The organism is Actinomadura barringtoniae, assembly GCF_017573505.1.
In the GTDB taxonomy this organism is placed as follows: Bacteria; Actinomycetota; Actinomycetes; order Streptosporangiales; family Streptosporangiaceae; genus Spirillospora; species Spirillospora barringtoniae.
In genome coordinates this window covers 69,043-93,023 of sequence record NZ_JAGEOJ010000018.1, presented here as the reverse complement: position 1 = coordinate 93,023, position 23,981 = coordinate 69,043, and the positions used below count along the sequence as shown (strand labels likewise).

General features: G+C 71.5%; 20 protein-coding genes and 1 pseudogene. 11 read left to right on the top strand and 10 right to left on the bottom strand.

Annotated features, from left to right (window positions below; translation table 11 throughout):
* Positions 1–100: 100 nt before the first annotated feature.
* From J4573_RS37970 to J4573_RS37960, 3 genes are read right to left on the bottom strand one after another with little or no spacing between them, the layout of a single operon-like run.
* On the bottom strand, positions 101–832 hold the full coding sequence (locus J4573_RS37970; RefSeq protein ID WP_208260954.1) for a hypothetical protein: 732 nt from the start codon (positions 830–832) through the stop codon (positions 101–103).
* Positions 833–892: 60 nt separating this feature from the next.
* Positions 893–1,783: a mycothiol conjugate amidase Mca gene (gene mca, locus J4573_RS37965; RefSeq protein ID WP_243774230.1), complete on the bottom strand. Its 891-nt coding sequence runs from the start codon at positions 1,781–1,783 to the stop codon at positions 893–895.
* 11 nt (positions 1,784–1,794) lie between these two features.
* Positions 1,795–3,429, bottom strand: a complete 1,635-nt coding sequence (locus J4573_RS37960; RefSeq protein ID WP_208260953.1) for an MFS transporter — start codon at positions 3,427–3,429, stop codon at positions 1,795–1,797.
* 224 nt (positions 3,430–3,653) lie between these two features.
* Here J4573_RS37960 and J4573_RS37955 point away from each other — a divergent pair, with 224 nt between their 5' ends.
* Both J4573_RS37955 and J4573_RS37950 read left to right on the top strand, forming a co-directional pair.
* Positions 3,654–4,379, top strand: a complete 726-nt coding sequence (locus tag J4573_RS37955) for a hypothetical protein (RefSeq protein ID WP_208260952.1) — start codon at positions 3,654–3,656, stop codon at positions 4,377–4,379.
* A gap of 20 nt (positions 4,380–4,399) precedes the next feature.
* Complete coding sequence (locus J4573_RS37950; RefSeq protein ID WP_208260951.1) at positions 4,400–5,119, top strand: hypothetical protein; 720 nt, start codon at positions 4,400–4,402, stop codon at positions 5,117–5,119.
* A 62-nt stretch (positions 5,120–5,181) separates the two neighbouring features.
* Here J4573_RS37950 and J4573_RS37945 read toward each other — a convergent pair whose 3' ends face one another.
* Entirely contained in the window at positions 5,182–7,410 is a 2,229-nt protein-coding gene (locus J4573_RS37945) for an MMPL family transporter (RefSeq protein WP_208260950.1), read from the bottom strand.
* A 197-nt stretch (positions 7,411–7,607) separates the two neighbouring features.
* On the opposite strand from J4573_RS37945, the gene J4573_RS37940 reads away from it, so the two are divergent.
* Together J4573_RS37940 and J4573_RS37935 are read left to right on the top strand one after the other, a co-directional pair.
* The gene (locus J4573_RS37940) at positions 7,608–8,921 is read left to right on the top strand and encodes a sensor histidine kinase (RefSeq protein ID WP_307797228.1); all 1,314 of its coding nucleotides are present in this window, start codon (positions 7,608–7,610) and stop codon (positions 8,919–8,921) included.
* Positions 8,885–9,532 carry a response regulator transcription factor gene (locus J4573_RS37935; protein WP_208260949.1) on the top strand — a complete coding sequence of 216 codons (648 nt, stop codon included), beginning with the start codon at positions 8,885–8,887 and terminating at the stop codon, positions 9,530–9,532. The genes J4573_RS37940 and J4573_RS37935 overlap by 37 nt, the downstream gene beginning before the upstream one ends.
* A 77-nt stretch (positions 9,533–9,609) precedes the next feature.
* Here the strand turns inward: J4573_RS37935 and merB are convergent, their stop codons facing one another.
* Positions 9,610–10,272 carry an organomercurial lyase gene (merB, locus tag J4573_RS37930; protein WP_208260948.1) on the bottom strand — a complete coding sequence of 221 codons (663 nt, stop codon included), beginning with the start codon at positions 10,270–10,272 and terminating at the stop codon, positions 9,610–9,612.
* A gap of 78 nt (positions 10,273–10,350) precedes the next feature.
* On the opposite strand from merB, the gene J4573_RS37925 reads away from it, so the two are divergent.
* The 3 genes from J4573_RS37925 to J4573_RS37915 all read left to right on the top strand — a co-directional run bounded on the left by J4573_RS37925 (position 10,351) and on the right by J4573_RS37915 (position 12,186).
* Positions 10,351–10,797 carry a hypothetical protein gene (locus J4573_RS37925; protein ID WP_208260947.1) on the top strand — a complete coding sequence of 149 codons (447 nt, stop codon included), beginning with the start codon at positions 10,351–10,353 and terminating at the stop codon, positions 10,795–10,797.
* Complete coding sequence (locus J4573_RS37920; protein ID WP_208260946.1) at positions 10,794–11,108, top strand: winged helix-turn-helix domain-containing protein; 315 nt, start codon at positions 10,794–10,796, stop codon at positions 11,106–11,108. Before J4573_RS37925 ends, J4573_RS37920 begins: the two co-directional genes overlap by 4 nt.
* A gap of 124 nt (positions 11,109–11,232) precedes the next feature.
* A complete protein-coding gene (locus J4573_RS37915; protein ID WP_208260945.1) occupies positions 11,233–12,186 on the top strand; it encodes a hypothetical protein in 954 nt (317 codons plus the stop codon).
* Here the strand turns inward: J4573_RS37915 and J4573_RS37910 are convergent.
* Entirely contained in the window at positions 12,183–12,977 is a 795-nt protein-coding gene (locus tag J4573_RS37910; RefSeq protein ID WP_208260944.1) for an enoyl-CoA hydratase/isomerase family protein, read from the bottom strand. The genes J4573_RS37915 and J4573_RS37910 overlap by 4 nt on opposite strands.
* A gap of 209 nt (positions 12,978–13,186) precedes the next feature.
* Between J4573_RS37910 and J4573_RS37905 the strand changes: the two genes are divergently transcribed.
* The 3 genes and pseudogenes from J4573_RS37905 to rho form a co-directional block, all read left to right on the top strand.
* Entirely contained in the window at positions 13,187–15,283 is a 2,097-nt protein-coding gene (locus J4573_RS37905) for a PEP/pyruvate-binding domain-containing protein (RefSeq protein WP_208260943.1), read from the top strand.
* Positions 15,284–15,302: 19 nt separating this feature from the next.
* On the top strand, positions 15,303–16,211 hold the full coding sequence (locus J4573_RS37900) for a hypothetical protein (RefSeq protein WP_208260942.1): 909 nt from the start codon (positions 15,303–15,305) through the stop codon (positions 16,209–16,211).
* A 346-nt stretch (positions 16,212–16,557) separates the two neighbouring features.
* Positions 16,558–17,667: pseudogene (rho, locus tag J4573_RS37895) on the top strand (transcription termination factor Rho); the annotation flags it as partial.
* A gap of 18 nt (positions 17,668–17,685) precedes the next feature.
* Here rho and J4573_RS37890 read toward each other — a convergent pair.
* The 3 genes from J4573_RS37890 to J4573_RS37880 are packed head-to-tail and all read right to left on the bottom strand — an operon-like array spanning position 17,686 to position 21,070.
* Positions 17,686–19,116 carry a serine/threonine-protein kinase gene (locus J4573_RS37890; protein WP_279575726.1) on the bottom strand — a complete coding sequence of 477 codons (1,431 nt, stop codon included), beginning with the start codon at positions 19,114–19,116 and terminating at the stop codon, positions 17,686–17,688.
* 50 nt (positions 19,117–19,166) lie between these two features.
* A complete protein-coding gene (locus tag J4573_RS37885) occupies positions 19,167–20,210 on the bottom strand; it encodes a lysylphosphatidylglycerol synthase transmembrane domain-containing protein (RefSeq protein ID WP_208260939.1) in 1,044 nt (347 codons plus the stop codon).
* Entirely contained in the window at positions 20,207–21,070 is an 864-nt protein-coding gene (locus tag J4573_RS37880) for a PIG-L deacetylase family protein (protein WP_307797227.1), read from the bottom strand. Before J4573_RS37880 ends, J4573_RS37885 begins: the two co-directional genes overlap by 4 nt.
* A 128-nt stretch (positions 21,071–21,198) precedes the next feature.
* Here J4573_RS37880 and J4573_RS37875 point away from each other — a divergent pair, with 128 nt between their 5' ends.
* Positions 21,199–22,368 carry a glycosyltransferase family 4 protein gene (locus tag J4573_RS37875; RefSeq protein ID WP_307797225.1) on the top strand — a complete coding sequence of 390 codons (1,170 nt, stop codon included), beginning with the start codon at positions 21,199–21,201 and terminating at the stop codon, positions 22,366–22,368.
* On the opposite strand, the gene J4573_RS37870 is transcribed toward J4573_RS37875, so the two are convergent.
* Positions 22,326–23,912: an acyl-CoA synthetase gene (locus tag J4573_RS37870; RefSeq protein WP_208260937.1), complete on the bottom strand. Its 1,587-nt coding sequence runs from the start codon at positions 23,910–23,912 to the stop codon at positions 22,326–22,328. The genes J4573_RS37875 and J4573_RS37870 overlap by 43 nt on opposite strands.
* Positions 23,913–23,981 lie beyond the last annotated feature (69 nt).

Sequence of the window (23,981 nt, the reverse complement as noted above, 5' to 3'; positions counted from 1 at the left end):
CCATCGCTCTGAAGCGATGCCCATCGCTCTGAAGCGATGAACAAGGACGGTCCCGTGGAATCCGGGACCGTTCTTTATGCCGTCTCTCTTTCCATGCCGTTCAGGAGAACTGGTCGGCGGCGCGCGGCTGCGGGACGAAGACGCTCACCACGTCGCTCATCCGCTCGGTCAGGTGCTCCTCGGTGTTCTCGGTCGCGGCGGTCTGCTTGCCGATCCGCAGCCGGGCCCAGCGCGACACCGGAACCGCGGCCTGGTTCACCGCCTGCCAGCGTTCGGTGAGGTTGGCCAGCTCCTCACGCGCCTGCTCGAAGTACTGCCCCGCGAGGTCGACCTGCCTGGCTTGCCGCGCCAGGGCCTGCACCGACTCGAACGCCTTGGCCGAGTCGACCGCCTGACTCTCCCTGCGGGCCGGGCCGAGCATCCCGATGAGCGTGGACAGCAGCGCCGCGACCAGCGCGAGCGCGCCCGCCACCACCCCGTACGAGCTGCCCGCGAGCATCATGCTGCCCGCGACCCCGGCGGTCAGCACCGCCGCCCCGCCGAGCGTGATGTTGACCGCGCGCCACACCCGGGCCGTCTCCTCCTGGCACTGCGTCGCGCAGGAGCAGGTCTCCTCGATCCAGTACAGCTCGGCGCCGACCGACACCCGCCACCCGTGCTCGCCCTGGGAGGCCGTTCCGAGGACCCGGCTCGGCCCGGACGGCGCGCGGGCCGGTCCGGCCACCGGGCGGCTCGCACCGGGCGCCGTACGGTTCGGACCCGGCGCCGCGGGCTTGGCGCCCGATGGCTTGTCGCCCGCGGGCTCCGGCCGGCGCTTGTCCTTGTCCGCCATGGCGGGCCTCCTGTCGCTGGTCGTGGTCCCCGCCATGATTGACGAGGGCGGGCGCCGCGCTCAGGGAGTGATACGCAATCCGGGTGCCGCCTTTGCCGAGGATTCGGGGCGCACCCCGGCGAATAGATCGTTCTCGGGAAGGTCGACATCGACCGCTGAACGGGCCAGGTGGAAGTCCTCGGTCGGCCAGACCTCCCGTTCGACGTCGCGCGGGTGCAGCATGAACCCTTCGTCCGGATCGACCTGCGTCGCGTGCGCGAGCAGCGCCCGGTCCCGTACGCCGAAGTACTCCTCGCACCGCACGCGGGTCGTGATCTCAAGTCCGGGGGTGTCCGGCCAGTCCGCCAGCAGCGGCCCCATCGCCGATTCGATGCCGCGCTCGGTCATCCCGTCGTGCAGCGCCTGGAACCACGCCCGCGAGAGAGCGCCCTGGTAGTAGAGCTTGAGCGGCTGCCAGGGCTCCCCCGCCTCCGGGAACATGCCGGGCGTGGCGGCGGCGTCGAACGCGGCCACCGTCACCTCGTGCGTCTTGATGTGGTCGGGGTGCGGGTAGCCGCCGGTCTCGTCGTACGTCACGACGACGTGCGGCCGGAACCTGCGGATCAACGCGACCAGCGGCACGACCGTCTCCTCCAGCGGCTGCTCCGCGAAGCACCCGTCGGGCAACGGCTCCCCCTCGCCCGGCAGGCCGGAGTCCACGAAGCCGAGGAAGCGCTGCCGCACGCCGAGGATCTCGCGGGCCGCGTCCATCTCCGCCCGCCGGATCTCGGCGAGGTTCTCCCGTACGCCGGGCCGGTCCATCTTCGGGTTGAGCACGTCGCCACGCTCACCGCCCGTACAGGTGACCACCAGGACGTCCACGCCCTCGGCCGCGTACTTGGCCAGCGAGGCCGCTCCCTTGCTCGACTCGTCATCGGGGTGGGCGTGCACGCTCATCAACCGCAGGGTCATCGCGCTCTCCTTCACTTCGTGCGTCCGGGGTAGAACAGGGCGGGGACCAGCGTGATCACGGACAACCCCATGGCCCACCAGAAGGTGTCGCCGAAGGCGACCGCCGGGGCCTGCCCGCTCAGGTTGCCCTGGAGGACGACCGCCAGGATCGCCGTGCCGAGCGCGCCGCCCACCCGGTTGAGGGTGTTGACCGCGCCCGCCGCCCGCGACACCTCATGCTTCTCAACAGCGCTGTAGATCGCGGCCATCCCGGGCGCCATCACCACGCCGAGCCCGACACCCCGTACGACCAGCGACACGAGCAGCAGCCAACCCGCAGGCCCGGAGCCGAGCTGGGTGAACGCGGCCGTCCCCGCCAGCGTCAGCAGGATCCCGCCGAGAATGAGCGGCCGCGGCGCCATCCGGTCGGTCAGCCTCCCGGCGAAGTACGTGGCGACCGCCGTGCCCAAGGCCTGCGGCGCCAGCATGACCCCCGCCTCCAGCGCACTCGCGTGCTCGACCTGCTGGTAGTAGAGCGGCAGCAGGAGCATCGAGCTGTACAGCGCGGCCCCTTGGAGGAACGAGTTGGCCGTGGCGACCGCGAACCCGCGCCGGGCGAACAGCCGAAGGTCGATCAGCGGCGTCCCGTCCATCCGCAGCGCATGCGCCACATACCCCGCCACCAGCAGCCACCCCCCGACCAGCGTCACCAACACCCGCGCGGACCCGAATCCCCCCACATTCCCCGCCTCCGAAAACCCGTACACAATCCCAGCAAGCCCCGGCGACAGCAGGACCAACCCCAGCAAGTCCAGCCGCCCCCGCTCACCACCCCCACCCCGCGTCCGCTGCCCGCCCCCGGCCGACGACCGCCCCGCTACCCCCGCCAGCGTCCGCGTCCGCTGGGCAACCCGAGGCAACGCCTGCTGGCCAGCCCCCGGCCGTCCAGCGACGTCCCGGGCCGCGGCGAACGGCAGCCGCGCCACCCAGCGGCCCAGCCGCGTCCGCTGCCCGTCCCCGCGCGGCATCAATGCCGACCGGCCGCCCACCAGGGCGCGTTCCTCGTCGCGGGGGAGCATGCGGGCGGCGAGGGTGAGGGTGAGGAGGCCGATCGGGACGTTCACCAGGAACATCCAGCGCCAGTCGAGGTTCTGCAGGACCAGGCCGCCGAGGACCGGGCCGAGGACCGGGGCGAACGTGATGGGCAGGACCGTGATGGAGATGATCCGGCCGAGGCGGGACGGGCCTGCGGCGCGGACGAGCATCGACTGGCCGATCGGCTGGATCATGCCGCCGCCGATGCCCTGGACCACACGGAAGGCGATCAGGCTGCCGGTCGACCAGGCCAGCCCGCAGAGCGCGGAGCCGGCGACGAAGAGGCCGACCGAGGTCATCCACATGGTCTTGGCGCCGAAGCGTTCGGTCGCCCAGCCCGACAGCGGCATCACCATCGAGATCGCCAGCAGGTAGCCCGCGGAGATCCACTGGACCGAGCCGAGCGAGCTGTGCAGGTCGCGCGCCACCGCGTCGATCCCGACATTCACGATCGTCGTGTCGAGCAGGGCCAGGATCGGCCCGAGGACCAGCACGAACGCGGTGCGCAGCAGCCGCGCGTCGAGCCTGTCCGGCGCCGTGGCGTCCGTCCGGGCGATGGCCGGTGCGGTCATGGGCGACCTCCTCATGTGACAAGTAATTAGGACGAGCCCAAGAGTAGGACGGCACTATTAATTAGGTCAAGTACAAGTTTGATACGAGGCAACGGGGAGGGTCACCGGACCCGGCCATGACCGGAAGCGGCGGGGGATGTGAGGATCCGCCGGGCCACAAAGCCGTGTTGAGCTTCGCCCGGGGGCCCGCCGCCGGCGGGCCGTCGACAGGAGGGAACTCCAAGATGATCCAGTTCGCGTTCCACGACCGGGGGCTTCGCGGAAGGCGTCGCCTCGCGCTACTGGCCATCACCGCCCTGGCCGCCGGCACAGGGCTCTCCGCCGCGATCCCCGCCGAGGCCGCGGCGGGCTCGCGCGTCTTCCTCAGCCCGGACAGCGGCCCGACGGCGGCGCTGAACTTCCAGGACACCAAGGGCGTGGTGAACGACGTCACCATCAGGGAGAACACGGTCACCGACGCGGCGAGCCCGCTCGTCGCCGGCGCCGGCTGCGCCAACGTCGACTCGCACACCGTCACCTGCGCCGGCTACTTCAGCGGCCTCACCCAGATCCACCTGGGCCCGAAGAACGACAGGATCATCAACTACGGGATCCCAAGGGTGTCGCTCACCCACTTCATCTACGGCGACCAGGGCGACGACATCATCCGCGATCTTCCCCCCGCCGGACGCGTCTACGGCGGCCCCGGCAACGACTACGTCGACATCCGCGGCAACCAGGGCGGCGCCTGGGGCGGTCCCGGCAACGACGTGCTGGACGCGCGCAAGGGCAACAACGAGTTCCTGCACGGAGAGAACGGCAACGACGTGCTCTTCGGCAGCTCGGGAGCCTTCCTCTATGGCGAGAACGGCGACGACTGGCTCGACGGCATCGACCCGGTCATGCCCAATGGCGCGTTCATCTGCGACGGCGGGGCCGGCACCAACCTGATCGAGAACTGCCCGTCCTAGGCCTGCCGAGGAGATCAGCGATGAAACCGTTGACGCTCGACGGCCTGGGCCGGCTTCGCGTCGCACTGCTGGCCGCCGTCGCGCTGGCCGCCGCCCAGGGCCTGGTCGCCGCCGCACCCGCCCAGGCGGGCACTGGATCCGGGGTTTACCTCGTTGAGGATTCCGGCGACAACGTCCTGTGGTTCAAGGACACCAAGGGCGTGGTGAACGACGTCACCATCCGGGGAACCACGGTCACCGACGCGGCGAGCCCGCTCGTCGCCGGAGCGGGCTGCGCCAACGTTGATCGGCACACCGTCACCTGCGCCGCCTTCTCCTCGGGCCGGACCCAGATCCATCTCGGGCCCAAGGACGACCGGCTCATCAACTACGGATTCACTCACCCCGGGCTCACGCACTACGCCTTCGGTGAGCAGGGCGACGACATCATTCGCGACTACCCGCATGGCGGAAACATCAGCGGAGGTCCAGGCAACGACGCCATCGACCTTCGCGGCGGCGAGAGCGGGGCCGGCGGCGGCCCGGGCAACGACGTGCTGGACGCGCGCAAGGGCTCCAACGAGTTCCTGTACGGCGGAGACGGCAATGACGTCCTGTTCGGCGGCCCTGGCGCGTTCCTCTACGGCGAGAACGGGAACGACTGGCTCGACGGCATCGACCCGGTCCTGCCGCATGGCGCGTTCAAGTGCGACGGCGGACCAGGAACCAACCTGGTCGAGAACTGCCCACCGGCAAGCTGAACGGCATGACGGGACCCCGGCCGCCCGGCCGGGGTCCCGCATCGCCCTGAGGATCTTCGGACTCAGTGCCTGCCGGCTCCGACGAGCTCGTCCTCCGCAGGGCGAGCGGCCGGGATCGCGGCCTCGTGGGAGACCTTGGGCAGCCAGCCGAGCCAGCGCGGCAGGTACCAGTTGGCCTTGCCGAGCAGGGCCATCGCCGCCGGGAGCAGGATGACGCGGACGATCGTGGCGTCGATGAGGACCGCGACGGCCAGGCCCACGCCGAGCTGCTTGAAGTCCTGCATCGTCAGCGTCCCGAACACCCCGAACGTGGCGATCATGATGACGGCCGCGCCGGTCACGACGCCCGCGGTGCCGCGCACCCCGGCGCCGACGGCTCGGGTGGTGTCCAGGCCCCGGTCGTAGGCCTCGCGGATCCGGGACACGACGAACACGTGGTAGTCCATCGACAGGCCGAACAGCACCACGAAGACGAACAGCGGGATCCAGGACTCCAGCGCGCCGGCGGCGTGCGTTCCGATCAGCTCGTCGCCCCAGCCGCGCTGGAAGACCGCGACCATCACGCCGTACGCCGCGCCCACCGACAGCAGGTTCAGCACGATCGCGGTGAGGGCGATCACGACCGAGCGGAAGAAGACCAGCATGAGCAGGAACGTGATGCCCATGACGAAGATGAACACCGGGACGATGCTGTCCTTCAACTGGTCGTTGTAGTCGACGGAGAAGGCCAGCTGCCCGGTGACGGGCGCCTCGGCGACCTTCCCGACGGTCTGCGGCACGATCTCGGTGCGCAGGGTGTCCAGGGCGTGCTTGGAGGTCGCGTCCGTCCCGGCCCCCGCCAGCGGGACGTCGATCTCTGCGATGTTCTGCGCCCTGTGCACGGTGACGGTGATCGGGTCGTTCATCTCACCGGTCGCGACCGCCTGCCGCTTGAGGTCGGCGATGGCCTGCCGTACGGCCGGGGCCTGGATGTCGCGGGCCTTGACCACGACCGTCGCAGGCTCGGGGTTGCCGGGGAACGCCTTGTTGAGCTGGGTGAACGTCCGCGAGATCGGGATGTCGGCCGGGATCTGCTGGTCGACGCTCAGCTTCTCGGTCTTCATGCCCAGCGCGGGTGCGGCCAGCGCGAGCAGCAGCCCTGCCGACAGCACCGCCGCGATCCCGGGACGGGCCAGAACGGGGCGCAGGAGCAGCGCGACCACGCCGCCCTTGTCGCGGTTGTTCGCACGCTGGCCGCGGTTGTTCGCGCGCTTGCCGCGGCGGCCCAGCAGCGGGATGCGGCCGAACTCGACCTTGTCGCCCAGCAGCGACAGCAGCGCGGGCAGAACGGTCACCGAGCCGAGCATCGCGATGCAGACCACGAGGATCGTCGCCAGCGCGAAGCCCTTGAACAGCAGCAGCCCGGACAGGAACATCCCGGCCATCGCCACCATGACCGTGAGGCCCGAGACCAGCACCGAACGCCCGGACGTCGCCGCCGCGATCGCCAGCGCGGTCTCCTTGTCGCGCCCGGCACGGCGTTCCTCGCGTTCACGCTGCAGGTAGAACAGGCAGTAGTCGACGCCGACGGCCAGCCCCATCAGCAGCATCACCGAGTTGGTCGTGGTGTCCACGTGCACCGCGTGGCTGGTGAAGGCGAGCAGGCCGCCCGCCGCCAGGAACGCGGTGAAGGCCAGCAGCACCGGCAGCACGGCGGCCAGCAGCGCGCCGAACGCGATCAGCAGGATCCCGAGCGCCAGCGGCACCGCGGTGATCTCCGCTCGCTGGAAGTCCTTGCCCACCGAGTCGTTGAACCACTTGTCGGCGCTCGCCGAGCCGAACTCCCCGATCGTGACGCCCGGGTTGTCGCGCTGCGCCTTGGCGACCGCGTCCAGTACGGGCGGAACGCGTTCGGTCCCGGTGTCCGGGTCGCCCTTGATGTCGAACTGGATCAGCACGTCGTGCCGCCCCTTGGACACCAGGTCGGGCCGCAGATTAGTGATCATCCCGGTGGCCTGGACGTTCGCCCGTACGGCGGCCACCGCGCGCCGCACCTCGGGCGATCCGGCGGCGTGCGACCCGCCGTGGACCAGCACCATCTCGCCGTCCGGAGCCTTGATCCCCGCGTCGTGCAGGATCTTCTCCGCCCGGGCGGACGGCCCGGTGCCCTGCTCGTAGTCCTCCATCGTGACCTGGCCGGCCATCCCGCCCAGGACCGAGGCCAGGATGACGAACGCCAGCCAGCCGAGAATGGCGGTCTTTCGGTGACGCGCACTCCAGCCGCCGAGCGCGGCCGCGAGATTCCGTTTCATGGTTGCCCCTGGGTGGGTGTCGTTGGGGGGTGACACCTGAAAACGCTAAGAAGCCTGAAAGCCCGGCGACATGGCCTTATGCGGCGTCCGAGGGTGTACTCAACTACACCTTTGGTCCGGGTTCGGGGCACACTGTGCGCAAGGAGGCGCGGCCGGAGACTGGAGCCGTACTGACCGGGCAAGGTGCGGAGGACCCAGTGGACGCAGAATTGGTCAAGGAGACCCGGCTGCAGCGGTATGCCAGGGCGCCCTGGCGGGGTTTCTGCCTGGGCCTGCTGAGCTGGCCGGCGATGTTGATCTACACGGCCGTGCTCACTGCCCTGTCGCTGGTGGGTCTCGGCATCGGCATCCTCCTGCTGCCGCCACTGCTGATGGTGACCCGCAACCTCATGGACACCTACCGCAGGCTGATCGGCAAGTGGACCGGGATCCAGATCGACCGCCCGTACCTGCCCGAGGACGAGTACAAGCCGGGGATCGCCGGTCAGACGCAGCGCTTCGTGAAGCTGGTCTCCGACCCCGCCACCTGGCGCGAGCTGCTCTGGCTGATGCTGGACCCGATCGTGGTGTTCTTCACCGCCTCGCTGCCGTTCTACCTGGTCCTGTACGGGATCTACGGCTGGGTGCTGTCCGCCGGGCTCGGCGAGGTGATCGGCAACGCGGGCGGGAACGACTGGTACGGCTTCGTCCACGTCCACGACGGCTACTGGGAGGATCCGGCCAAGGTCATCAGCACGGTCGTGCTCGGCGCCGGATTCATCGTCGTCGGGCTCCTGACCGGCCCGGCGATGCTCAACGTCTACGGCCGCTGGGGCAACTCGCTGCTCGGCCCGACCGAGTCCTCGCGGCTCGCGCTGCGCGTCCAGCACCTCACCGAGACCCGTTCCGACGCCGTCGACGCGTCCGCGGCCGAGCTCCGCCGCATCGAGCGCGACCTGCACGACGGCGCCCAGGCCCGGTTGGTCGCGATGGGCATGAGCCTCGGCGCGATCGAGCACCTGCTGGACAAGGACCCGGAGAAGGCCAGGCGGCTGCTCTCCGAGGCCCGCCAGTCGTCGGCCAAGGCCCTGCACGAGCTGCGCGACCTGGTCCGCGGCATTCACCCGCCGGTGCTGGCCGACCGCGGCGTCGGCGACGCGGTGAAGGCCCTGGCGCTGGACCACCCGCTGCCCGTCGAGGTGAACGTCGAGGTGAACGGCCGCCCGGAGCCGCCGGTCGAGTCGGCCGCCTACTTCGCGGTCTCGGAGATCCTCACCAACGCGGCCAAGCACTCGGGGGCGCGCCGGATCTGGGTCGACATGCGGCACGAGGACGGGATGCTCCGGATCACGGTGACCGACGACGGCCACGGCGGCGCGTCCCTGGACGGCGGCACGGGGTTGCGCGGGATCGAGCGCCGAATCGGTACATTCGACGGCGTACTCGCCCTGAACTCGCCTCCGGGCGGCCCGACGATCGTCACCTTGGAGCTGCCATGCGCGTTGTCCTCGCCGAGGATCTCGCCCTCCTGAGAGAGGGGCTGGTCAGCCTCCTGGAGTCGCACGACTTCGAGATCGCGGCCGCCGTGGACAACGGGCCCTCCCTGCTCAAGGCACTCCTCGACCACCGTCCCGCTGTGGCGGTGGTCGACGTGCGTCTGCCGCCCTCGTTCACCGACGAGGGGCTGCAGGCGGCGCTGGAGGCGCGCCGCCAGGTTCCCGGGCTGCCGGTCCTGGTGCTGTCGCAGTACGTGGAGCAGCTGTACGCCCGCGAGCTGCTGGCCGACGGGAGCGGCGGCATCGGCTACCTGCTGAAGGACCGCGTCTTCGACGCCGACCAGTTCATCGACGCGGTCCGGCGGGTCGCGGCGGGCGGAACGGCGATGGATCCCGAGGTGATCTCCCGCCTGGTGGCGCGCGGCACGCGCGACGAGCCGCTCGGCCACCTCACCCCGCGCGAGAAGGAGGTCATGGAGCTGATGGCGCAGGGCCGTTCCAACGCCGCCATCGCCCAGGCCCTCGTCGTGACCGAACGGGCCGTCACCAAGCACACGGCCAACATCTTCGCCAAGCTCAACCTGGCCGTCTCCGACGACGACAACCGCCGCGTCCTCGCCGTCCTCGCCTACCTCAACAGCAGATAACGCGCCGATCTTGCTCTGAGCGCCCTTCCCTGGGGGTCAAGAGGGCGCTCAGAGCAAGATCGGCGTGAGGGGGGGCATCACAGGCCCCAGAACGGGCCCTTCAGGCCGACCGCGCGGAAGTACTCGGCGGCGGCGACGGGCTCGCGGCGCGTGTAGCCGCGGTCGAGGCGGCCCTCGTACCAGTGCCGCGCGAGGCGCCAGAGCGTCGGCAGGTCCATGACGTAGCCGCGTTCGTCGCCCGTACGGGCCAGCCAGGCGTTCACGCAGTGCTCCCCGCAGAACAGCCGCTGGTTTCCACAGCTGTGGACAACGTCGTCCCACAGCCGGGAGGTGGGGACGAGGAAGTGCGCGACCTGATCACCCGGCGGCGGCTCCTCGCGGCCGACGACCCACGCGTGCGGGCTTCCACAGCCCGGGCAGCGGGTCGACACCAGGACCTCCGGCTCGTCCGGCACCAGGTGGGGCAGCGCGAACGAGTCCCACGCGCAGCCGCCCCACCACAGCCGCGACTCCCCCATCACCGCGAACCCGAGCGGGATGGACGCGAACGGGTGCGCCATCACGATCCGGTCGTCGGAGTCCAGCACGATGTGCCGCTGGGAGTGCAGGTCGAGCAGGCCGACGCGGACCTGATGGGCGTCGGTGTCGAAGCGTTCGGCCAGCTCAGGGACGGTCGGCGGGAGGCCGGTCTCGGCGAACGCCCAGTACACGGCCAGGCGGAGGTCCTCGTTGTCGATCACATCGCCCATGCTAGATCGCGGCCGGGTGGTGCGTGGAAAGTACTTGCCAGATTGGAAAGTACTTGCCACACTGCCGAGATGGACGACGCGAGCGATCTGACCCCGGCGGCGGCGCTGGCACGCGCCGACGAGCTCAAGGCCGCGGTGGACGAACGGTCCCGCTGGCTGATCCGCTTCCAGCTCGGCTACGGCGCGATGTCGCTGGTCATGGTCCTGCTGCTGGGGCTGATCTCGTGGCCCGCGGGGATCGTGGTCAGCATGGCGTTCTGGGTGGTCACGCTCACCTACCTGATCATCTACGCGATGCGCCAGCCGGTGACGCATCGCGGCATGGCACGCTCGCACGGCGCGATGATGGCCGCCTGGACCGTGCTCTACATGGCGGTGCTCTTCGCGGGCCTGCACTTCCAGGGCGAGGCCGCGTGGTGGGTGCCGGGCGCGGTCGTGGTGTCGCTGCCGGGCTTCTTCAGCGCCTACCTGACCCACCGCCGCACTTCTGAGACGGACCGGGGAACGGCGCGATGAACCATCCACGGCACGAGCTGGACGAGGTCATCCACTCGCCGGTGCGGTTCTCGATCGTGGCCACGCTGGCGGCGGCGGAGAAGGCCGAGTTCGCGTACGTGCGCGACACGGTCGAGGTGAGCGACTCGGCGCTGTCCAAGCAGACGACCACGCTGGAGAAGGCGGGCTACGTCAAGGTCACCAAGGGGTACGTGGGCAAACGCCCGCGCACCTGGCTGTCGCTCACGTCCAAGGGACGGCAGGCCTTCGCGGCACATGTCGCGGCGCTGCGCGCCATCACGGAGACGGCGAGCAAATCGACCGGATCGTAACGGTTTCGGGGTATCGACCGCGGCTCGGTTTCGGCCGAACCTTGCCGTAACGGCATTTCGGGCTATCCGCGTTCGGACATGGTGAATTATCTTGCCAGGCAAGTGAGCCCTTTGGAGGGGCGCCATGACCGCGATCCTCATCCTGCTCTGCCTGGCGATCGCCGGACGCGAGCTCTATCTCGCGTTCGACCGTAAACGGGCCGCGTCGGCCCCCGAGATCGCCGACATCCGCACCCAGCTGACCGCGCTGAAGGGCACCCGCGAGGAGCTCGAGCAGTTCCGGTCGGCGCAGAGCGAGCACCTGGAACGGCTGGCCGCCGGGCAGGCCGCGCACGCCGAGTCGCTCCAGGAGACCGACGCCCGCATCCGCTCGCTGATCACGCAGATCAACGACCGGATGCTGCCCGAGATCAACACCCGGCTGACCGAGCAACGCGACGCCGTCGACCGCATGTCCACCGAGGTCGCGCGGATGCGCGGCCACCTGGTGGGCAGGCTCGACCAGGCCGTCGCCGCCTCGCTCGGCGCCGACCCGGTCGACACCGTGGCGGGCGCGCTCGGCGCGGCCGGCACGAACGCCGTCGAGTCGCCGCCGTCCGGCCTGGTCCAGGCCTATGAGCGGTTCGCCGAACGCTATGGGCTGCGCATCGAGCTGGCCGATCCCGCCGCGGGCGGCCCGCCCTGGCGTACGGCCTACTACCTGTCCGGCCGGAGCCCGCGCGGCCTCGAACGCGACTTCATCGACCTGCTGCGGCGCCTCCGCACGTCCAACGGCCTCCCCGGCCCGAACGGCACCAACGGGGCCGGCCATGGCACGAATGGAGCCAATGGCGCGTCGTCGGAATGCGACGAGATGAAGGCGCTGCTCGGCTGCCTGCGCGCCATCGAGATGGGCGGCGCGCAGGTCGGGCCGCTGCTGCTCGTACGGACGCCGGAAGCGCTGCTGGGCGGCGTGCTCTCCCTGGCCGAGCTGCGCAAGAACGGCCCGGGCAGGCTGCTGGCGGATCCGGTCGACATCGCCGTGAAGCTGCACGGCCTGCCGGAGAGCCGCTTCTGCGATCTCTCCGCGACGGGTTAGCGGGCGGACCGGCCGCCCGGACCCGTCCAGGTGAACTTCGGCGTGCGGCGCTCCAGGAAGGCCGTGATGCCCTCGGTGACGTCGCCGCCGGCCACGGCCTCCGCCACCCAGATCTCGGCCCGCGCCTCGACGGACTCACCGGCCGCGACGGCGTCCACCATCTCCTTGCTCGCCTGCTGCGTGAGCAGTGAACGGGACGCCATCATCGCGGCGAACTCAGCGACCCGTTCCCGCAACGTTCCAGGCGCGGTCACCTCGTCGACGAACCCGATCCGCAGCGCGTGGTCCGCGCCGATCAGGTCGGCGGAGAAGAGCAGGTACTTGGCGGCGGCGGGCCCGACGAGCCGTACGATCCGCGAGGTCGCCGAGGCCGGGTAGACGATGCCGAGCTTGGCGGGGGTGATGCCGAACCGCGCGCCCTCGGCTGCGAACCTCAGGTCGCACGCGGCGGCCAGCTGGCATCCGCCGCCGACGCAGAACCCCTCGATGGCCGCGATGGTCGGCTTGGGAAAGCCCGCCAACGCCTCTTCGGCCAAGGTCGACAGGTTGTCGTCGTCGCCGTGCGGATTGATGTCGGCGAGCTCGGAGATGTCCGCGCCCGCGCAGAAGTTGCCGCCCGCGCCGGTGAGCACGACGACCCGTACCGACGGATCGGCCGCGAGGCCCTCCAGGAGCTCGGGCAGCTCCCGCCACATCGCCGCGCTCATCGCGTTGCGCTTGCCGGGCCGGTCGATCGTGATCGTCCCGACGCCCTCCGCGACCTCGCTGCGCAGGCCTTGCTCGGCGGCCATCGTCTCCCCCTCGATCCACGACGCGTGGCCATCGTACGAACCCGGCCGGCTCGGCCTTCTCTCAGGGGTCGCCTCCGCCCTGCGAACGAGGCGGCGCGGCACGCACTGCCCAAAGGGGTGAGACGCAAGACACCCCTTACGAGGGAGGAATTCACCGGGCATTCGGCGGATTGTAAAGAGACGGGCGGCCCCGAGGAACGGAGTTCGCAGTGCCACCAAGCACACGCGTCTTCTGGACCATTCAACTCGACGACCCCATGGCGTCCCTCGCCGACAGGACGGGCGCCAAGGCGGCGAACCTTGCCCGTGCGGCCGTGCACGACCTTCCGGTGCTGCCCGGATTCGTCATTCCCGTGCAATGCGCGGACGCCGAACGGTCCTCCCGTTATGTGAACACCGGCGAACTGCGCGAGGCCTGGTCGAAACTCAGCAAGAACGGCCGCCGCACGCTCGTCGTCCGTTCCTCCTCCACGCAGGAGGACGGCGCCGCGTCGTCGATGGCCGGACGGTTCGTGTCGGTGCTCGACGTACGCGGCTGGGAACGTTTCCTCGAGGCCGTGGACGAGGTCGCCGCCTCCGCGACCGGGCCCGGCACGATGGCCGTGCTCGTCCAGCCGCAGCTCGACGCGGCCGCGGGCGGCGTGATGTTCGGCGTCGACCCTGTGGACGGCCGTACCGACCGGGTGATCGTCTCCGCCGTTCCCGGCGGGCCGCAGGCGCTGGTCGGCGGCGAGATGAACGGCACCCGCTACGCGCTGACCCGGCGCGGCCGCGTCATCGGTGTGGAACGTGACGACGCCGTGGAACGTGACGACGCCGCCACCGGCGACGATCAGGCGAACGGCCCGCTGACCAACCTCCAGCTCCGCGCGCTCGCGCGGCTGGCGGCCAAGGCGGCGGACGTGTTCGGCGGTCCACAGGATGTGGAGTTCGCGTTCGACCACGACGGCCGCCTGTGGATGTTGCAGAGCCGCCCGGTGACCGCGCTCGCCCCGATGCCGCCGCGCCGCGCGGCCGTGCTCGGCCCCGGACCGGTCGCCGAGACCCTCCCCGATCCGCTGTCCCCGCTCGAAGAGGACCTCTGGCTCGTACCGCTGAACCACGGTCTCGGCGAGGCGCTCGCGACCGCCGGAGCGGCGTCCCGCCGCAGCCTCCGCAAGAGCCCGACCGTGCAGGCCGTCGGCGGGCGCGCCGCCGCCGACCTGCGCCGCCTGGGCGCGGCCCCGGAAGGGCGCGGCGCCCGCTACCTGCGCCTGCTCAACCCGGTGCCCGCGTTCCGCCGCCTGTCGGTCGCCTGGCGGATCGGGCGGCTCCGCGCCGACCTGCCCGACCTCGCCGCGCAGACCGCCGCCGACGTCGACGCCGATCTCGCGGCCGTTCCGCCGCCGGGCGAGCTGACCGACGCCGAGCTGCTCGCGGCGCTGCGCTGGGCCCGCGCCGCCCTCGCCGCGCTGCACGGCCAGGAGGCGCTCGCCGGATCGCTGCTCACCTCGGACGCCGAGATGGCGACCGCGGCCGCACAGGGGCTGGCCGCACTCCATCGGGGCCGCACACGGGGCCAGAACGACCCGCAGATCCTCGCCGCCGACCCGTCCGTGCTCACCCTCACCCCGCCCGCGATCGGGCCCGACCCGCGTCTGCCCGCCACGGCGGCCGCCACGACCGAGCAGGGCCGGGGCTCGCGACCGGCCGCCGACCTGCCGCCCCGCGAGATGCTGCGGCTGCGGATCCGCTGGGTGCAGGAACTCGGCGCCCGCCTCGCCTGGCAGACCGGCATGCGCCTCACGGCCACCGGCCCGCTGTCCGCGCCCGACCAGGTCAGGGCACTGCGCTTCGAAGAACTCGAGACGGTCCTCGATGGAGGAGACCTCCCCATCTCCCTTGAGAGCCGTCCCGTCCCGCCACGTACCGCCCCGCTCCCGGCAGTCTTCCGGCTGGCCGGAGACCGGATCGTGGCGGAGGCCGCACCCGGCGGGGACGGCGCGCGCCCCGCCGGTGGCGGCCGGGGCTCCGGGCCGGTGCACACCGGCCCGGAGTCTCCCCCGCCGGGCTCGGTGCTCGTCGTGGACACCCTCCGGCCCTCGCTCGCCGCGCACCTGCCCACGCTGGCCGGGGTCGTGGCCGAGACCGGCAGCCCGCTCTCCCACCTGGCGATCCTGGCCCGCGAGCTGGGCGTACCCACCGTCGTCGGCCTGCGCGGCGCGCTGCAGCGCTTCGCCCCCGGCACCGAACTCCTCGTCGACGGCGACACCGGCCGCGTCGAGCCGCTGAGCACCCGCCAGGACGAGGAAGAGTCCGTCGCATGAGGCGAGCGGGGAGCACGGCATGAGGCGCCTGGTCTACCTCGGACTGGGCGCGATGGTGGTGGCCACCGGGGCCTACCTGGTGGTCTACCTGGCCCGCTGGGAGTGGCAGCGGGCGCTGATGTCGGGTGAGCTGCTGCTGGTCAGCCTGATCGTTCTGCTGGCCGTCGCGGGAGCGCACCGGCTCGCCAGACTGGACCGGCGGCTCACCGAGCTGCTGGAACGGACCGACCCCGCGCCCGAGCGGCCGAGGCTGGCCGGCGTTCCGGCGCCCGCCTCGCGCCCGTACGGGACGGGAGACGACGCGCCCACGCCCAGGTTCCGATGGCTGGAAGAGGACTCGGAGTCCTACGGCGTCTTCATCCCGGTGCTGCTCGGCGCCGGGATCGTGGTGACCGGGCTTGCCGCGCTGGTCGAACGGGTGGCGAGCCGGTTCGGCCGTTCGAGCGCGTCCGCGGTGCCGGCGTCGCTGCGGCTTCCGGCGGGCGGCGTGCTGGCGGGGGCGGGAGATCTGGCCGTTCCCGGCCCCGGCCGCAAGCGGTGGATCAAGCTGACCGTGTGGCTGGCCGCGGCGGCCGTGCTCGTCGTGATGGTGATCGGCGAGCTGGCCGAACGGACCCAGGACCGGCCGGACGGCCCGGTCGCGGCCCCGGCCAGCACGGTGATCATCGAGGCCGGCACGCGCGGCGACACCGGGGCGGCGACCGTCCAGCCGCTGGCCAACCGCCTGTGGGAGTACTGCAAGGGCTCCACGCGCCCCTACATCGAGCAGGGGGCGCTGGCCCCTCTCGGCGGCGCCCGGTTCGCCCTCGTCGTGCAGCCGGCGCTCGGCGAGCACGCGCTGCGCAGGCTGAAGGGCTGCCTCCAGGACACCGTCGTCGACCGCGGGAAGTTCCGCGTGGTCTCGGTCCAGCCCGCCCCCGAAGACTGATCCACAACAACTGATCCCGAAGAAACGCCGGAATCCGGGAATGCAATCCGGGCCCGGGGTGCTGTAGTGTCTAGCTAACGCCTACGTTGTCCGCTTAGCGAAGGTACGTCGGCGTTTCTTCCCCGCCCGGGCCATCTGAGCGCCCGGAGAGACAGGTTCCCCATCGTTTCGTCCCGGGGAGCAGTGCATCTTCACGCATCGGGCCGTGCGCGTTTTCCGCGTACCCCCAGAAGGGACTCATATGTCCTCCACTACCACCACAGAACTCAAGCCTCCCAAGCAGGGACGGCACCCGCAGCCTGCCAAGCAGCAGGCCCAGCCCGCCAAGCAGCAGGCTCCGGCCGGGAACGACCTGGTCATCCCCTTCCACGGCATCCTCGCCGTGACCGACAAGGCCGCGTTCATCAGGACCCAGGGCTACTCGCCCGGTCCCGAAGACGTCCACGTGTCCGCCGCCCAGATCAAGGCGAACGGCCTGCGCCCCGGCGACATCATCGTCGGCACCGCGCGGTCGCCGCGTTCGGGCCGCGAGAAGCACACCTCCCTCGTGCAGGTCGAGGCCGTCAACGGCGCCGACCCGAAGGAGGCCCTGAACCGCCCCGAGTTCGGCAAGCTCACGCCGCTGTTCCCGGACGAGCGGCTGCGGCTGGACACCGGCGCGACCGCGACCCGGATCATCGACCTGATCTCGCCGATCGGCAAGGGCCAGCGCGGCCTCATCGTGTCGCCGCCCAAGGTCGGCAAGACGATGGTCCTCCAGGCGCTCGCGAACGCGATCACCACCAACAACCCCGAGTGCCACCTCATGGTCGTTCTGGTCGACGAACGCCCCGAGGAGGTCACCGACATGCAGCGGACCGTCCGCGGCGAGGTCATCCACTCGACCTTCGACCGGTCGCCCGACCAGCACACCGCGCTGGCCGACCTGGCCGTGGAGCGGGCCAAGCGCCTGGTCGAGCAGGGCCAGGACGTGGTCATGCTGCTCGACTCCATCACCCGGCTCGGCCGGGCCTACAACCTCGCGGCGCCCTCCAGCAGCCGCATCCTGGCCGGTGGCGTGGCGACGACCGCGATCTACCCGCCCAAGAAGTTCTTCGGCGCCGCCCGCAACATCGAGAACGGCGGCTCCCTCACGATCCTGGCGACCGCGCTGGTCGACACCGGTTCCCGCATGGACGACGTCTTCTTCGAGGAGTTCAAGGGCACCGGCAACATGGAGCTGAAGCTCGACCGGTCGCTGGCCGACAAGCGGGTCTTCCCGGCGGTCGACGTCCTGGCGTCCAGCACGCGCCGCGAAGAGCTGCTCATGTCGCCGCAGGAGCTCGACCTCAACTGGCGGCTCCGCCGCGTCCTGACCGGCCTGGACAAGCAGCAGGCCGTGGAGCTCCTCATCGAGAAGATGAAGGACACCACGTCCAACGCCGAGCTCCTGCTGCAGATCCAGCAGACCCTCTGACGGGCGATCGGCGACAGCTCAGTTCCCCTCGGGGCGGAAGCTCTCCAGAATCTTGTCGTAGAGCCGCTGCCCCGGTGTCCAGCGCGATTCGGGGGCGAAGAAGTAGAACTCGTAGCCGGCAGCGCGGCTGCGCAGGCCGTGCTCGGCCTTCCAGGTGAACTCCCACTCCGCGCCGTCCTTGGCGATCTCCGGCGCCGCCTCCAGCCGCAGCTTGCGGTATCCCGGGAAGGCGTTGTCCGCGGCCACCTCGTGCTCGGCGGCGCGCAGCCCGGTGAGCGGGTCGCCCTCCGAGCGGGTGATCCTCAGTCCCTGGTCGTGCGTCGCGTCGGTCCACTCGACGCCGTTGGCCACCCGCTGCCGTTGCCAGCCCGCGGGCACCTCGACGGTGTAGCCGTCGTCCTCGTGGAACATGCTGGTCTTCTGAACGCCGGCGGGCGCGGGCAGCAGCGCCTTGGCCTCGCTCTTGCCGATGGAGTTCCACCGCGCGCCCCAGGCGCCGACGACGGCGACCGCGACGGCCAGCGACGCCACGCTCAGCACGGTTCCGAGCCTCGGCCGGGTCAGCGCGCGCGGCATCTTCCACGACATGCGGCGGCCCGTGTCCACGGGCGCGAGAGCCGGCTGCCGCGCCTCGCGCAGCATGCGCGCCGTCTCGGCGATCGACGGCCGTTCCTCCGGGTCCTCGCGCAGCAGCGCGTCGATGACCGGCCGCAGCGGCCCCGCCTTCGCGGGCGGCGCGTACTCCCCCAGCAGCACCGCCACCATCGAGGCGAGCGCGTGGCGGCGCAGGAAAGGCGAGCGCCCCTCGACCGCCGCGTACAGCGTCGCGCCGAGCGACCACAGGTCGGACGCCTGCACGCTGGCCTCGCCGCGCACCCGTTCGGGCGGCAGGTAGGCGGGCGACCCCTCGATGCCCGCGATCAGCGTGTCGGCGATCTCGTGCCCGCCCGGGTCCATGTGCACGGCCAGCCCGAAGTCGGTGAGCACGATCCGGCCGTCGTCGCAGAGCAGCACGTTGCTCGGCTTCACGTCGCGGTGCAGGATCCCGGCGGTGTGCGCGACGCGCAGCACCGACAGCACGGCGGCACCGATCTCGGCGGCGCGCTCCGGCGCGACGGGGCCGTCCTCGGCGACGACCTGGCCGAGCGACCGGGCCTCCAGGAACTCCATCACGATCCACGGCCGGCCGTCCTCGACGATGACGTCGTGCAGGGCGACCACGCCCGGATGCCGCAGCGCCGCGGTGGCGCGCGCCTCGTCGATCAGCCGGCGGCACATCAGCCGGCGTTCGCCGACGGTCATTCCCTCGGGCAGGCGTACTTCCTTGACGGCCACATCCCGGTCAAGCATCTCGTCGTAGGCACGCCAGACGGTGCCCATGCCACCAGACCCCACCACCGAGAGCAGCCGATACCGCTCCGCCAGCGGTATCAACCGTTCTCCCCCCATGGGGCTGTTATGCGCACGATCCGCCCCAAGGCACGCCCGGTTCGACGGAATCATTTCTTGACCAAGTGCCGGTCGGGGGCGGGCGGCGCCGTCCGCGTCCGCTTGCGCCGCAGCGTCCACGCCGCCCAGGCGAGGCCGCCCGTCGGCATCTCGATCGCGTACGTGTAGAAGGAGTAGAGGATCGTCGCGGCCGCGGCGGGCGCCGCCGCCACACCGAAGTGCACGAGCAGCGCGGCCGTTCCGGTCTCGCTGATGCCGGCGCCGCTCGGGGTGACGACGGCGGTGGTGAGCATCCGGTTGATGGCGAACACCGCGACGACCTCGGCGACCTGAACGTCCGCGCCCACCACGAGCAGGCAGCCCTCCAGCAGCAGCGCCTGGAGAAGCAGGTAGGCGATCATCCCGAAGGTGAGGCCCATCCAGCCGGTGCGCAGCACGCCGATCGTCTTGTTGCGCACGTCGAGCATGGCCCCGTCGGCGCGCAGCAGGACCGCGCGGGCACGGCCGGGCAGGCGCAGCGCGAGCCGGTGCAGCCAGCGGTCCACGGTGCGCGCGGCCGATTCCGAACGCAGGGCGAGCGCGAGCAGCACGACGATCCCCAGCAGCGCAGCCGCCGCGAACCCCGCCATCGCGGCCATCCGCCGGTCGGGCAGCTCGCCCGCGATGAGCAGCGCGACGATGCCGACGGCCGGGAGCAGCAGCCGCGACAGGACGTTCCACACGCCCGTGACCAGTGTGGACACGGTGATCGGCGCATTGCGGTGGCCCCAGCCGCGCGCCATCGCGAACGTGACGGCGACGCCCGCCGCGCCGCCGAACGGCAGCAGGTTGCTCACCGCGCTGCCCACCGCGTTCAGCATGAACGCGTGCGCATTGGTCAGCCCGGGCAGCGACGCGGTCATCACGTAGGTGTAGGCCCACAGCCCGGCCAGCCACAGCAGCGTGAGCGCGACGATCTCGACCGCGCTGAGCTTGCCGAACTCGCGGAAGATCTCCTCCCAGTTCACCCCGACCACGTACGGCAGCGCGACCAGGAGGGCCGCGGCGGCCAGCAGCGAGACGACCGAGAGCGTGATCCTGACGGGTCTGGTCAAACCTCGGCCACTTCCTCGGCCGCCCGGACTCGCTCGATCGGCGGCCGCTTCTTCGGCCAGGCGTCCAGCGGATGGTCGAGGGCGGTGCCGGGCGCCAGGTCGCGTCGCACGTAGTACTCGGTGCCGAGCGCGCGGCGGAACAGCGGGCGCGGCAGGCGCAGCAGCGCGGCCAGCGTCCGGATCGAGTCGCCGCCGGTGGTCTGGGTGACGTGCGCGGCCATCGCGGCCCGCTTGGCTCCGGTGTACGCCTGGACGTCGACCCGGTGGGTGATCTCCTCGGCGGGCGCGTAGGCCCGTTCGAAGGAGGACACGTCCAGCGCCCGGCCGGCGAACGGCACGCGCGCGACGCGCCTCAGCACCCGCAGCAGCCGGTCGCGGTCCACGGTCGCCTCCAGGACGACGGGCGTGCCCGCGATGCGCGCGGCCTCCACCCCGACCCGGTGCACCTGAACGTGGTCGGGATGCCCGTAGCCCCCGGCCGGGTCGTAGACGGTGAGGACGTCGGCCTCCTCCTGCTGGAGCAGCTGCGCCAGCTCCAGGGCCGCGTAGTCGACGTGCGCGCGGGCGAAGCCGCCCGGCGCGTCGCCGTCCAGCCCGGAGTCCTCATAGCCGAGCAGCACCACACGCGCGCACCCGAGGGCGCGCGCCGAGGCGTGCAGTTCGGCCGTACGGATCTCACCGAGCGGGCGGTCGTCATCGGCGCCGCCTGCGCCGTCCTCCCCGGTCAGCCCCCGCTCCCCGGCCGTCGCGACGACGAGGACGACGCGATGGCCCTCGTCGGCGAGGCGTGCCATCGTGCCCGCCGTCAGGAGCGCCTCATCGTCGGGATGGGCGTGAAAGAACACACAGGTCCGTCGCACGGGATCAGGATTCCCGGATCAACGTGAAGTTCCGTCCTGGGTTGCGTCAAACCTGTGCCATCGGAATGGCGTGGGCGGCCCCGGGGGCCCTCGGCTCTCGACACTTCGGTGGGGTGAGGATTCTGCACGTGAGCGACTGCTTCCTGCCCCGGCTGGGCGGCATCGAGGTCCAGGTCGACGAGCTCGCCCGCGCCCAGCGCGACGCCGGGCACGACGTCGCGATCGCCACCGCCACCCCGTGCCATGACGCCGCCCGCCCCCCGGACGGCCTCGGGGAGGGGCTCGCAGAGGGGTTCGCGGGCGAGCCGCTGCCGGTGGACCGGCTGGTCACCCCGATGCCCTGGGAGCTGCCGATCGGCCGGTCGATCGCGCCGATCCTCGGCGGCCGCAAGCCCGACGTCGTCCACATCCACGCGGGCGCGGTCTCCCCGTTCGCGTGGCGGGCCGTCCACAGGGCGCAGCGTTCGGGGCTGCCGATCGTCCTCACTGTCCACAGCCTGTGGGGACCGGTCAGCCAGGCCGTTCACCGGGGCCTGTTCGCGGGGTGGACGCGGCGGCCGGGCGGCCTGGTGGTCACGGCGGTGAGCGAGGCGGCGGCGACGCCGATCCGCCGCGTCGTGGACGGGCGGCTGCCGGTCCGCGTGGTGGCGAACGGCATCGACACCTCGCAGTGGCACGACTTCGCGCAGGCGGCGCGGGCGCACGCCCCGGTCCGGCTGCGCGCGCACCGGCACGAACGCGAGCCCGTGCACGTGGTCGCGGTCGGGCGGCTCGCGCCGCGCAAGGAGCCGATGAACCTGCTGCGGCTGCTGCGCGAGGCCGAGGCGCACGCGCCGATCCGCGCGACGATCGTCGGCGAGGGCCCGGCCCGCGCCCGGATGGAGCGCTACCTGCGCCGCCATCGGATGACCGGCTGGGTGCGCCTCACCGGGCGGCTCGACCGTTCCGGCGTACGGAAGGTGCTCGCGGGCGCCGACCTGTTCCTGGCCCCGGCGTCGCGCGAGTCGTTCGGGCTGGCGGCGCTGGAGGCGCGGCTGGCGGGCCTGCCGGTGGTCGCCCAGGCGGGCAGCGGCGTCGCGGACTTCGTGGAGTCGGGCTCGGAGGGGCTCCTCGGCCACACCTTCCCCGAGATGTCCGCCGCGCTGCTGCGCCTGGCGCGCGACCACCGGCTACGGCGCCGGATCGCGTCGCACAACAGGACCACCGAGCCGGCGGCGTGCACCTGGCCGGCGGTCCTGGCGTCGTTCGACGACTGCTACGACCTGGCGGCGGCGAAGACGCCCTTGGCCCACTTGTAGTCGGACTTGCCGACGGCCGTGCGCTGCACCTCGTCGACCAGGTGGATCTGCCGGGGCAGCTTGTATCCGGCCAGACGGTCGCGCAGGTACTCGGTGATCTCCTCCAGCGTGGGGCTCGTCCCGGGGCGCGGGGAGATCACCGCGGCCACGCGCTGGCCGAACCGCTCGTCCGGCAGCCCCACCACGACCACGTCGTAGACGTCGGGGTGGTCCTTCAGGGCCACCTCGACCTCTTCGGGGTAGACCTTCTCGCCGCCGGTGTTGATCACCAGCGAGCCGCGGCCGAGGAGGGTGATCGTGCCGTCCTCCTCCAGGCAGGCGAAGTCGCCCGGGACCGACCAGCGCACACCCTCGGCGTCGGTGAAGAACGTGGTCGCGGTCTTCGCCGGGTCGTTGTAGTAGCCGAGCGGGATGTGGCCGCGCCGGGCCAGCTTGCCGATCTCGCCCGGCTTCACGACCTTGAGGTCGTCGTCGAGGACGGTCGTGCCCTCCTTCATCATGAAGCGGGCCGTGCCCTCCTTGCCGCCGACCGACGGGCCGGTGGCGCCGGTCTCGGAGGCGCCGTAGTTGTCGAGGAACGCGACGTTCGGCAGCGTCACCTTCAGCTCGTCCTTGGCGCCCTCGGTGAGCGGCGCGCCGCCGGAGGCGATCGCGAAGAGCGAGGACATGTCGTACGTCCCCTTCGCCAGCTCCTTGGCGACCGGCCGTGCCATCACGTCGCCGACCATGAACAGGACGTTGGCCTGCTCCTCGATGAGGATGTTGAGCGCGGTGGCCGGGTCGAACGCGTGCTCGGTGTAGAGGACGACCTTGGCGCCCATGAACAGGCCCATGAAGGCCACCCACTGGCCCGCGCCGTGCATGACCGGCGCGCAGTCCAGCACCGCCATCGCGGGCTGCTCGGCGTTCTTGGCGAGGGCCTCGGGGCTCTCCACCGGGTCACCGAAGCTGTTGCCGCCGCCCATGGCCCCGAAGAAGATGTCCTCGCAGCGCCACTCGACGCCCTTGGGGTAGCCGGTGGTGCCGCCGGTGTACATGATGTAGCGGTCGTCGTTGGACCGCGCCGGGAAGTCGTCGTCCGCGGACGCCCCGGCCAGGGCCTTCTCGTACTCGACGGCGCCAGGGATCTCGGTGCCGTCGCCGTCCTCGAGCGCGACGATCTCGCGCAGCTTCGGCAGGTCGGCGCGGATGTCCTCGACCTTGGCCAGCAGCGACCGCTCGCCGATCAGCGCGACGGCGTCGGAGTCGGCGAGCACGTGGTGGAGCTCGGCGGCGACGTAGCGGAAGTTCACCGGGATCGGTACCGCACGGATCTTGAAGATGCCGAGCATGCTCTCCAGCCACTCGGCCCGGTTGTAGGACAGGATCGCGACGTGCTCGCCGGGCTGGATCCCCTGCGACGCGAGGTAGTGGCCGACGCGGCTGGCCCGTTCACTCAGCTCCTTGAAGGTGCGGCGCTCGTCCCCGGCCACCAGGGCGGGCCGGTCCGGGCCCGCCTCGGCCAGGATTTCGAGCAGGTCGGCCAGGTTGTAGCTTCGCGCCATGCCACTGCCTCGCGTTTCGGGGTGGGGTCGTACGAGTCCTCCGATCATCGGCGTCGCGTTGGTAAGTGT